This window comes from Nocardioides sp. (assembly GCF_036267815.1).
Lineage (GTDB): Bacteria > Actinomycetota > Actinomycetes > Propionibacteriales > Nocardioidaceae > Nocardioides.
Map to the genome: position 1 here is coordinate 1 of NZ_DATAVI010000037.1, position 10,704 is coordinate 10,704.

Here is a 10,704-nt window from a genome sequence, read left to right on the forward strand (position 1 = left end):
GGTCGTCGGCCTGGCGCCGGGCTAGGGCACGGCGTCAGGCCGACGACCTGCGCTCGGGTTCGGTGACCGTCGGCCTACGCCGTCAGCAGCCGACCGACCGGTACCGTGAGGGCGTGTCCGTCCAGCCGTCGCCTGCCCAGACCGTGGGCGACTACACCCTGCTCGCCCGGCTGGGCGAGGGCGGGATGGGCGTGGTCCACCTCGCGCGGAAGGCAGACGGCCCCCGGGTCGCCCTGAAGGTCCTGCGTCCCCACATCGTGGGAGACGAGGAGGCCCGGAGGCGGCTGGCGCGTGAGGTGAGCTCGCTGGAGCGGATCCGCAGCCGCTGGGTCGCCGAGATCGTCGACGCCGACCCGTGGGCGGCCACGCCGTACGTCGCGACCCGCTACGTGCCCGGCCTGAGCCTGCACGACCACGTCCCGCAGGAGGGCGCCGTCACCGGCCCCGACCTGGCCTGGCTGGCGCGCTGTCTGGCCCTGGGCGTGGCAAGCGTGCACGCCGCCGGGGTGCTCCACCGTGACGTGAAGCCGTCGAACGTCCTGATGGAGGGGCGGACCCCGATCCTCATCGACTTCGGGCTCGCCCGGGTCGCCGACGACCCCAGGCTGACCCACACCGGCTGGCTGCTGGGCACGCCCGGCTACCTCGCCCCGGAGATCCTGTACGGCGACGACGCGACGACCGCCTCCGACGTCCACTCCTGGGCGGCGACGGTGGCCTACGCCGGCACTGGAAGTCCGCCGTTCGGGCGCGGCCCGGCGATGGCGATCATGGACCGCGTGCGACGCGGTGAGCACGACCTGGGCGGCCTGCCCGGCGACCTGCGCGAGCTGCTGGCGGCTGCGTTGCGTCCTGACCCCGCGCGCCGACCCTCGCTGTCGGAGATCATCGACCTGCTGGGCGGGGAGTCCGGTCCGGTCCGGTCACCGGTGACGCTCGCGGAGGAGGACGCCTTCACGCTGCCCCTGGCGCTGGCCGCACACGATGTCGTGGAGGCGCCGACCGAGCTCGAGCCGCCGAGGCCGACGCGGGCCCTGTCGGCGGTCTTCCCGCCCACGCCCTGGCCGGTCGAAGGCCGCCTCGACGACCTGCCGGTCGACCTGTCGGTCGATCTGGAGCCCGTCTCGCAGCGTGCGAGCGCGACGACGGTCCTGCGCCGCGGTCTGGTCACCTCGGCCGGCGCGGTGCTCGCCGGTGCGGTCACCGCCGCGCGACCCTACTGGGGGCTCACCATGCTGCTGGTCCTCGCCTGGCTGCTGCGCACGTGCACGATGACCGCCACCGCCCACGGAGACCGTCGTCGGCTGCGCGGTGCCCGCTGGTACGACGTGCTGCTCGCCCCGCTGTCCGCGCCGTGGTATCTGCTGGCCGCGCTCCCGGGTGCGGCCCTGCTGGGGGTCTGGGCGCTCGGCGTCGGGGTCGCCGGCGTCCTGCTGTGCTATGCCGCGGGCGCCTCGACACCCCTGTCGCTGTTCGTCACCGGACTCTGCGTGACCGGCGGGCTCTGGGTAGGCCCCGGAGCCGCTCACGTGCGCTGGCCGGTGCGCGTCGTCTCCCACGCCGTCGCCCGGCGTGCGAGCCGCTGGGCCGTGGTGACGGTGGCGGTGCTCGTGGTGGCCGGGTTCCTCGGCCTCCAGGCTGCACGGGACGTCGCGTGGTCGCCGTTCGGCAGACCGGCCCTGGTCGGCCGCTGAGCCGTCCATTTCCTGGTCCTTCACGGCCAGGGGATTTTACTATCAGTTGAGGCAACTCCCGGACGTGGGAGTCAAGTCTCGTTAGCGTTTCCTTGCCGGGCGGTATGCCCGGCGCTCTTCTGAGGGGGAGAGCCAGTTTCGTACGGGGGGAACCACCTATGACGTCGCATGTCGACGAGAAGACGCCGCCGAGGATGATCGGCCGCCGCGCGGTCGCCCGAGGCGCCGCGTGGAGCGTGCCGGTCGTGGCGCTCGCCGTCGCAGCGCCCGCAGTCGCCGCGTCCACCAACTGCACGATGGGCACGCTGAGCTGGGACACGTTCAGGAACGGCGTCACGGGTCTGGGCACCTTCGCCACCACGATCCCGGGCCTCACGGTCACGATCGCGGTGTCGGGTGACACCGCTGCCGCGGACAACGCCAGGGTCACCAACGTGGCGACCGGCGGTCTCTCGCAGGTTCTCCGGTTCTACGACCAGGAGAAGAAGAACGGCACGTCGCAGACCGTCTCGATCACCTTCAGCAAGGCCGTACGCAACGTGCAGTTCTCGCTGCTGGACGTGGACTCGGCGCTCGCGACCGACCGTCGCGGCAACATCACCGACAACTACTACCAGGACCAGGTGCAGATCGTGACTCCGACCAGCTGGTCGGGCACGACCCACTCCAACATCGTCGGCACCGGCACCGCCGCCAGCCCGTACAAGGCGAAGAACACCAACAGCCCGATCGACGGCAGCGACGCCGCCTCGAACGTCGACCTGGTCTTCCCCGGAGGTACGGCGGGGCTGACGCAGGTGCAGTTCAAGTACAGCCAGGGTGCCGCGGTGGACGGCGGCCCGTTCATCGGGATGTCCGACCTGCTCTTCCAGTACTGCGCCTGAGCAGCACTGATCTGGACTCGTGGGGCGAGGGCCGGTCGGATCGTGAGATCCGCACCGGCCCTTCGCTCGTTGCGTGCCATGCTAGGCGTCGTGAGCACCACCATCATCATCACCTAGCGCATCGGCAGCCCCGATGCGCAGACCTCTCGTCCTGACGGGGGGTCTTTTTGATTTCCCTCCTCCCACGCCCCGACCCCCGCAGTCACGACAGCGAGCAGGCACCCACGATGGACACCCTCAGCGACCTCCACGTCTACGACACGACGCTGCGTGACGGCGCGCAGCAGGAGGGGCTCAACCTCTCCGTCGCCGACAAGCTCACCATCGCCCGGCAGCTCGACGAGCTGGGGGTCGGCTTCATCGAGGGTGGCTGGCCCGGCGCCAACCCCAAGGACACCGAGTTCTTCGCCCGCGCCCGCGACGAGCTGCGGCTCCAGCACGCCTGCCTCACGGCGTTCGGGGCGACGCGCCGGGCCGGTGTCCGCGCCGCCGACGACCCGCTGGTGGCCGCGCTGCGTGACAGCGGGGCCTCGGTGGTCACCCTCGTGGCGAAGTCGCACCCGCGCCACGTCGAGCTCGCCCTGCGGACCACGCTCGAGGAGAACCTCGAGATGGTCCGCGACACCGTCGGACACCTGGTGGCCGAGGGTCAGCGCGTCTTCCTCGACGCCGAGCACTTCTTCGACGGCTACCGCGCCGACCGGGACTATGCCCTGGAAGTGCTGCGCACGGCGTACTCCGCGGGCGCCGAGGTGGTCGCCCTGTGCGACACCAACGGGGGCATGCTGCCGGGCTGGGTCGCCGATGTCGTCCACGCCGCCGTCCAGACCACGGCCGGCTCCGCCGACACGGCGGGACGACGCGTCGGCATCCACTGCCACAACGACACCGGGTGCGCGGTGGCCAACACGCTGGCGGCGGTCGAGGCGGGCGCGACCCACGTGCAGGGCACGATCAACGGGTACGGCGAGCGCACCGGCAACGCCGACCTCGTTTCGGTCGTGGCCAACCTCGAGCTCAAGCTGGACAGGGCCGTGCTCCCCGACGGCCTGCTGGGCGAGGCGACCCGGATCGCCCACGCGGTGGCGGAGGTGACCAACGTGCCGCCCGCGTCGCGACAGCCCTACGTCGGCGCGTCGGCGTTCGCGCACAAGGCGGGGCTCCACGCGAGCGCCATCAAGGTCGACCCCGGCCTCTACCAGCACATGGACCCGGTCGGTGTCGGCAACGACATGCGCCTGCTCGTCAGCGACATGGCCGGTCGGGCCTCGATCGAGCTCAAGGGCCGCGAGCTGGGCTACGACCTGTCCCAGGAGCGCGAGCTGGTCGACCGCGTGACCGCGCGGGTCAAGCAGCTCGAGGCCAGGGGCTACACGTTCGAGGCGGCAGACGCGTCCTTCGAGCTGCTGCTGGCCGAGGAGGCCGACGGCCGCCGTCCGTCGTACCTCACGGTCGAGTCGTGGCGGGTGATCACCGAGACCCTCGCCAACGCCGCGCAGGGGGAGGAGGCGGTCTCGGAGGCGACCGTGAAGGTGGTCGCCGAGGGCGTGCGCTACGTCGAGACCGGCGAGGGGAACGGGCCGGTCAACGCGCTCGACCAGGCGCTGCGCCAGGCTCTGGTGCAGGCCTTCCCCGAGGTCGCGAAGTTCGAGCTCATCGACTACAAGGTGCGGATCGTCGACCAGGGGCACGGCACCGACGCCATCACCCGGGTGCTCATCGAGACCTCCGACGGAGAGGCGTCGTGGGTGACCGTCGGAGTCGGTCACAACGTGATCGAGGCGTCCTGGGAGGCGCTGCTCGACGGCCTCACCTTCGGCCTGCGCCGCCTGCGCCGCGGCGCCACACCCCGATAGTACGGATCACCAGGCTTGATCTCGCCGGTGTCAGGCCAGCCTCTTGATCCGTACTATCGCCAGGGTGGGTGAGCTGCACGACCTGACCGCGCTCGAGCAGGCTCGCGCCGTACGCCGGGGCGAGGTCTCCCCGCGCGAGCTGGTGTCGCACTACCTGACGCGCGTGGACGACGTGGGCGCCTTCGTGACCACGACACCCGAGCTGGCCCTGGCCCGCGCCGAGGAGCTGTGGCCGGTCCCCGACCACGCCGGCCCCCTGTACGGCGTACCGACCGGGATCAAGGACCTCAACCTGACCGCCGGTGTGCGCACCACCTTCGGCTCGGCGGCCTACGCCGACCACGTGCCCGACATCTCCGACGGCGTGACCCTCTCGGTCGAGGCGGCCGGGATGGTCAGTCTGGGGAAGACGAACACGCCGGAGTTCGGGTCGCCGTGCTACACCGAGCCGGACGTCGCTCCGCCGGCGGTCACGCCCTGGGACCGGACCCGGATGGCCGGCGGCTCCTCGGGTGGGGCAGCCGCGGCGGTCGCCGCCGGGCTGGTCGCGGTGGCTCCGGGCTCGGACGGCGGCGGTTCGATCAGGATCCCCGCATCGTGCTGCGGCCTGGTCGGTCTCAAGCCGACCCGTGGCCGGGTCAGCGGCTGGCCGATGTACGGCGAGGTCACCGGGCTCGCGACCGCCGGCTCGATCGCGCGCACGGTGCGCGACGCCGCCGCGCTTCTCGACGTCCTGGCCGGGCGTCGACCCGGCGACCCGGCCTGGGCACCGCCGCCCGAGGCGACGTTCCTGGCTGCCTGCGAGCGCGATCCGGGACGGCTTCGGGTCGCACGGTTCGTCGAGCCGGTGATCGCCGACGCGACCGTCGACCCCGAGTGCGTCCGAGCGTGGGACGACGCGTCGGCGCTGTTGGTCTCGCTCGGTCACCAGGTCGAGGACATCGCGGTGCCCATGCCGCGCGCCGCGGTCGCGACGTTCGAGACCTGCTGGGCGGTGCTGACGGCACTTTCCGCGGCGCCACCCGGTCGCGAGACGTCGTTGCGGCCGCTGACGCGCTGGCTCTCGGAGCAGGGACGTGCGGTCTCGGGTCCGGAGTTCGCCCTGGCCCTGGGCGCGATGCGGCGCCTGGCCGCCGACTGCCTGACCCTGCTCGCGCCGTACGACGTGGTGCTCACCCCGACCCTCGCCGTCCCGCCCCTCCCAGTCGGGGCCCTGCGCGACGACGACGACCCGGCGGCCGACTTCGCGGCACAGAAGGCATTCACGCCCTGGACGTCGGCCTGGAACGTGACCGGGATGCCGGCGGTCTCACTGCCGCTGCACTGGACCGCGGACGGCCTGCCCGTGGGGGTGATGCTGGCCGCCCGCCCCGCCGAGGAGGAGCTACTGCTCGCGCTGATCGCCCAGGTCGAAGTGGCTGCGCCCTGGTCCGCCCGCAGACCGGGAGGATGGTGAACGGCGAAGCAGGCCTGGCCCTACACCGGCTCCAGCAGCCGGTGCTCTCCTTCCGGCAGCTCCACCAGCACCGGGTCGCCGGGACGCACGACCCCGCCCACGAGCACGATGCCCATCACGCCCGCCAGCCTCTCGACCCGCCCGTCGTCCGTCGTGCGCAGCACCTCTTTGAGCAGCCCTCGGCGGAACGCGTCGATCTGCGCGCAGGGGTTGCGCAGGCCGGTGACCTCCACGACAGCGTGGTCGCCGAGACGAAGGCAGGCGCCGCGAGGGAGGGCGAGCAGGTCGATGCCGTCGGTCGTCACGTTCTCGCCCAGGGCGCCCAGCGCCACGTCGTACCCCAGCGCGTTGACGCGCTCGAGGAGCCCCGTGCCGAGGAGATGCACCTGACGGAGGTTGGGCTGGTGCGGGTCCCGGCGTACGCGCGAGCGGTGCTGGACCGTCGTACCCGCGTGTGCGTCGCCCTCCACGCCGATGCCGGGGAGCAGGCGGATGCACTCGACGGTCTGCTTGCCGAACCGGTGCGCGTCGTCGCGATGGACTGCCGCGACCAGGCCCGCCTCGGAGTCCATCAGACCTCGAAGGTCCCGCCGGACCGCCAGTAGACGTTGTCCTCGCGGGTCAAGAAGCCGTTCTCCACCAGGTATCTGCGCAGCGCGGCGTAGTCGGGGTGGAACCTCGTCAGGATCTGGTCGACCTCGGCCTCGGGATAGGTGCGGCCCGGCTCGAAGGCCTGCGCCAGATGGTCGAGGACGACCAGCAGCTTGGCGTGCTTGGTGGGGATGGTCCCGAGCCTGCCCTCGGGCCCCAGGAAGCTCGCCAGCACCCGCTCCTCCATGCTCACACCGTAGCCAGCCGACGCTCCGGCAGCCGCCCGCACTCGGCGGTCAGCTGCGCCCGGATCGGCGTCCACGCGCTCACTCCGGTCGGGGCCACAGCCCCGCCCGTACCGTTGGCGGATCGCCGAGGAACGAAGGGTACCGATGGTCTTCGCCTGGCCAGTGATGACGCTCTGGGTCGTTCACGCGTGCATGTCGGTGGCCGGTCGCCGACTCTGGAGCATGTTCTACGTGCTGCTGGTAGGAGCCCCGCTGCTGTGTGTGGCTGACTACCTCATGCTGGTGCATGCCTGGCATCCCACGGGGGGCATCGCTGAGGGTGATCCCGCGATCGACAGGTGGGTCGTGGGGCTGTTCGTGGGCGTGGTGGCCTGGGTCGGAGTGCTGGTGGTCGAGCCGCTCCTGGTCCTCGCCGATCACCTGGTGGCTCGACGCCGGGAGCGGATGCCGAGAGCCTCCTAGCCATTCCCCAGAAGTCGCTCGCAGCGATGGATCATCTCGGTTCGGACGGGGGCTGCGCGCTCGGCGAACCGACGCTGGTGGACGACGTACTCCTGCTTGCCCTCCGGTGTCTCGATCCGGATCGGCGTCCACTCGACTCCGTCGGGGTCCAAGATCAATCCGCTCAGGTCGTAGGGCGCGGCACGCATGTCGACGACGCGGACCTCCCACGCGAGCTCGAAGGCATCGGCCACCAGGTCCGAGCCGACCAGCGGCCAGAGCCGGAAGGCCTGCTTGTAGAGGTCCATCGTGGCGTGCAGGCATCCGGGCTGCTCGTGGACCGCGCGGTCGTCGCGGCCGGGCCGGAGCCGGTTGAGCTCGACCGCGGACGGCGCGAAGAACCGGTAGGCGTCGAAGTGCGAGCAGGCGATGCGATGGCTCTCGACGACGTCGTCGGTGGCCGTGCTGCCCAGGCGCAGCGGCCTGGGATGCCGGGTGCTGCCGGCGCGGTGCACCATCGCCCACTCGTGCAGGCCGAAGCACGCCAGGCCGGGCGGCCGGGCAGCGGTGGCGCGCATCAGGTCGAGGGTTCGGCGCACGGACGGGCGGTGCCGGTCCAGCAGCTCGTCCGACCCCGAGCCGGGCCACCCCGGCTCCCACGTGAGCAGCTTGGCGCAGGAGAACGAGTAGTAGGTGAACATGAAGTCGTGCACCGGATGGTGCTTGCCGGCCCGTCGCCTCGCCAGGTGTGGCTCGACGTACGGCGAGAGACGCTCGCGGTGGTCCAGTCGCCGGGTCACCACGCCATTGTCCGCCCTACTCCTCGAGGTCGACGACGGCCCCGTTGAGCTCGGCGATCAGGACCGCGGCTTGGAGGTCGACCCGGGTCCGGTCCAGGGTTGCGGAGGTGAGGTCGACCCGGTCGAGGCCGGCCCCGCGCAGGTCGGAGCGGGTGAGGACGCACTCCCGGACCGTCGCCCCGTCCATGCGGGCGCCGCGGAGCACCGCGTCGGTGAGGTCGGACCGCGACAGGTCCGCGTCTCTGAGGTCGACGCCGGTCAGGTCCACACCGGCCAGGCGTGCGCCGCGCATCGTGACCGACGACCACGCACCCCCGAGCACCGTGAGCGGCCTCAGCGTGCAGTCGTAGAACACCGACCCCGTCAGCTTGCAGCCGTCGAGGGTTGCGGTGAAGAAGCTGGTGCCGCGCAGGTCGCACCCGACGAACGCGGTGGCCCGGTGGGTCGAGGCGTTGAATCGGCACGTGTTGAAGGTGCATCCCTCGAACGTCGTGCCGAGCGTGACGGCCTCGGTGAGGTCGACGTCGGTGAAGACGCAGTCGACGAAGCGGACCGCGCCGATCCGCGCGGCGTACCAGTCCTCCGCGTCGAACCGCGCTCCCTCGGCGCCCCGCTCCAGCACGTCTTCCACGCCCACAGACCCTAGGACACGGCGAGGCCCGGATAGGCTCGGCGCGTGCGTATCGCGAGGTTCACCACGGGCGATGACCCGCTGTTCGGCGTGGTCACGGGCGAGGTCGACCAGTTCGGCCAGCCCTCGGACGACACCGTCGTGGTCGAGCTCGCCGGCGACCCGCTGTACGCCGGTCTCCAGCCGACGCAGTCCGAGCATCGCCTCGCCGACGTACGTCTGCTCGCCCCGGTCATCCCGCGCAGCAAGGTCGTCGCGATCGGGCGCAACTACGCCGCGCATGCCGCGGAGCTCGGGAACGACGTACCCGAGGAGCCGTTGATGTTCCTCAAGCCGAACACGTCGGTGATCGGCCCCGGCGACCCGGTGTTCTATCCGCCGCAGACTCAGCGCCTCGACTACGAGGGCGAGCTCGCCGTGGTCATCGGGCGCATCTGCCGCGACGTCCCGGCGGAGCAGGCGACCGACGTCATCTTCGGCTACACGATCGCCAACGACGTGACGGCTCGCGACCTTCAGCACAAGGACGGCCAGTGGACACGGGCGAAGGGCTTCGACTCGTTCTGCCCGCTCGGGCCGTGGATCGAGACCGTCCTCGACCCGTCCGATTTGCGGATAACGGCGCATGTGAATGGCGAACTCCGGCAGGACTCGCGGACCAGTTTGCTGATCCATGACCTGCCCAAGCTGATCGCCTACATGTCGGCCGTCATGACCCTTCTGCCCGGTGACGTCGTGATCACCGGCACACCGGCCGGCGTCGGGCCCATCGTCGCCGGTGATGTCGTCGACGTCGGGATCGAGGGGATCGGGGTGCTGTCGAACCCGGTCCGGCGCAAGTAATCGGGCATTGCCGAGGCGGCCACCGCCCGTCGCGTTGGAGCCCGTTGCCGGCCTCAGGTAGAGTCCGGTGTTGGCCTTTGGGGTATGGGGTAATTGGCAGCCCAACTGATTCTGGTTCAGTTAGTCTAGGTTCGAGTCCTGGTACCCCAGCGAGTCACTGTTTGCCGCACCAACGATTCTGGGGCCCCGTCGTCTAGAGGCCCAGGACGCCGCCCTCTCAAGGCGGTAGCACGGGTTCGAATCCCGTTGGGGCTACAGCCCTACACACCCGAATGCTGGGGGTGTAGTCATTTCCTCGGCCCTCGCAGTCGTCGTGACGGATGTCCGTCGCTGACGGGATCTCACGGTGAGGACAAGTCATGAAGGTTCTGCTGATCGGTGCCAGTGGCAAGGTCGGGCGCCCGGTGCTTCGCGAGCTCGATTCCCGTGGGCACGCGGTGACGGCGTACGTCCGAGATCCGCGGGCGCTGGCGGAAGAGTTTCCCGCGCTCGACACCGTTGCCGGCGATGCCTTTGACGCCGCCGCCGTCGCCGCGGCGCTGGACCAGCACGATGTGCTCGTCAGCTCGGTGGCCCTGCGCGACGACGCCCAGCGCGGGCGTACTCCGGTCGGGTTGGCCCAAGCGCTCGCCGGCGTGGCCGCATCGGCCGGGGTGCGGTGGGTGTCGCTCGGCGGCGCCGGCAGCCTGCGGACCGCTAGTGGCGTCGACCTTGTCGACACCCCTGACTTTCCGGCCGCGGCGGCCTCGGAGTCGCGCGGGTTCCGCGCGGCTTTGCACGAGCTTCGCGACCACGCGCCGGCCGGTTTGGCCTGGACGGTCGTGTCGCCCGCGGCCGTCATCGTCTTCGACGGCGAGCGCACCGGCCGCTACCGAACGTCGGGCGACACGCTGCTCCTCGACGACGAGGGTCGGTCGACGGTCTCGGCGGCCGATCTCGCTGTCGCGGTCGTCGACGAGGTCGAGTCCGGCGCCCACGTGGGGGCCCGCTTCGCCGTGGGTTACTAGGCAGTGGTCGCCGCGACGACGCGTCTCGACACCGATCGGATCCGGGCGGCTCGCTCAGTCATCGACCCGATCTTTCTCGACACGCCGCTGTACCGATGCGAGGCGCTCGAGCCCCACCTCGGATGCGGCGTGAGCATCAAGCTCGAAACGGCCAACCCGGTCCGCAGCTTCAAGGCGCGAGGCACTGAACTCGTGGCCAACGGGCTGGTCGAAGTCGGGGCGCGCGACGTGGTGTGCGCCAGCGCGGGCAACC

The 10,704-nt window shown here is 71.2% G+C and carries 12 protein-coding genes and 2 tRNA genes; 10 read left to right on the plus strand and 4 right to left on the minus strand.

From position 1 onward, the window contains the following. From VHW64_RS07160 to VHW64_RS07175, 4 genes are all read left to right on the plus strand, one after another. Nucleotides 1–1,694 (plus strand): serine/threonine-protein kinase (locus VHW64_RS07160; RefSeq protein ID WP_329649838.1); only part of this gene is annotated, 1,694 nt, incomplete at its 5' end. Nucleotides 1,695–1,852: 158 nt separating this feature from the next. Further along, nucleotides 1,853–2,578: a hypothetical protein gene (locus tag VHW64_RS07165; protein WP_329649839.1), complete on the plus strand. Its 726-nt coding sequence runs from the start codon at nt 1,853–1,855 to the stop codon at nt 2,576–2,578. A 227-nt stretch (nt 2,579–2,805) separates the two neighbouring features. Next, a complete protein-coding gene (cimA, locus tag VHW64_RS07170; RefSeq protein WP_329649840.1) occupies nt 2,806–4,434 on the plus strand; it encodes a citramalate synthase in 1,629 nt (542 codons plus the stop codon). 64 nt (nt 4,435–4,498) lie between these two features. Beyond that, nucleotides 4,499–5,890: an amidase gene (locus VHW64_RS07175; protein ID WP_329649841.1), complete on the plus strand. Its 1,392-nt coding sequence runs from the start codon at nt 4,499–4,501 to the stop codon at nt 5,888–5,890. A gap of 20 nt (nt 5,891–5,910) precedes the next feature. Here VHW64_RS07175 and VHW64_RS07180 read toward each other — a convergent pair whose 3' ends face one another. Continuing rightward, nucleotides 5,911–6,462 (minus strand): MOSC domain-containing protein, encoded by a 552-nt coding sequence (locus VHW64_RS07180; RefSeq protein ID WP_329649842.1) that lies wholly within the window; start codon nt 6,460–6,462, stop codon nt 5,911–5,913. Further along, on the minus strand, nt 6,462–6,728 hold the full coding sequence (locus VHW64_RS07185) for a DUF2087 domain-containing protein (RefSeq protein WP_329649843.1): 267 nt from the start codon (nt 6,726–6,728) through the stop codon (nt 6,462–6,464). Before VHW64_RS07185 ends, VHW64_RS07180 begins: the two co-directional genes overlap by 1 nt. 223 nt (nt 6,729–6,951) lie before the next feature. Here VHW64_RS07185 and VHW64_RS07190 point away from each other — a divergent pair, with 223 nt between their 5' ends. Further along, on the plus strand, nt 6,952–7,191 hold the full coding sequence (locus tag VHW64_RS07190; RefSeq protein WP_329649844.1) for a hypothetical protein: 240 nt from the start codon (nt 6,952–6,954) through the stop codon (nt 7,189–7,191). On the opposite strand, the gene VHW64_RS07195 is transcribed toward VHW64_RS07190, so the two are convergent. Together VHW64_RS07195 and VHW64_RS07200 are read right to left on the minus strand one after the other, a co-directional pair. Beyond that, nucleotides 7,188–7,970 carry a 3-methyladenine DNA glycosylase gene (locus tag VHW64_RS07195; protein WP_329649845.1) on the minus strand — a complete coding sequence of 261 codons (783 nt, stop codon included), beginning with the start codon at nt 7,968–7,970 and terminating at the stop codon, nt 7,188–7,190. The genes VHW64_RS07190 and VHW64_RS07195 overlap by 4 nt on opposite strands. 16 nt (nt 7,971–7,986) lie before the next feature. Beyond that, nucleotides 7,987–8,601 (minus strand): pentapeptide repeat-containing protein, encoded by a 615-nt coding sequence (locus tag VHW64_RS07200; protein WP_329649846.1) that lies wholly within the window; start codon nt 8,599–8,601, stop codon nt 7,987–7,989. A 45-nt stretch (nt 8,602–8,646) separates the two neighbouring features. Here VHW64_RS07200 and VHW64_RS07205 point away from each other — a divergent pair, with 45 nt between their 5' ends. From VHW64_RS07205 to VHW64_RS07225, 5 genes are all read left to right on the plus strand, one after another. Further along, entirely contained in the window at nt 8,647–9,444 is a 798-nt protein-coding gene (locus tag VHW64_RS07205) for a fumarylacetoacetate hydrolase family protein (protein ID WP_329649847.1), read from the plus strand. A 78-nt stretch (nt 9,445–9,522) separates the two neighbouring features. After that, nucleotides 9,523–9,594, plus strand: a tRNA-Gln gene (locus tag VHW64_RS07210). Nucleotides 9,595–9,626: 32 nt separating this feature from the next. Next, a tRNA-Glu gene (locus tag VHW64_RS07215) sits at nt 9,627–9,699 on the plus strand. Between the two features lie 104 nt (nt 9,700–9,803). After that, nucleotides 9,804–10,451 carry an NAD(P)-dependent oxidoreductase gene (locus VHW64_RS07220; protein WP_329649848.1) on the plus strand — a complete coding sequence of 216 codons (648 nt, stop codon included), beginning with the start codon at nt 9,804–9,806 and terminating at the stop codon, nt 10,449–10,451. A 3-nt stretch (nt 10,452–10,454) separates the two neighbouring features. Next, the coding region (locus VHW64_RS07225; protein ID WP_329649849.1) for a pyridoxal-phosphate dependent enzyme at nt 10,455–10,704 on the plus strand (250 nt) is incomplete at its 3' end.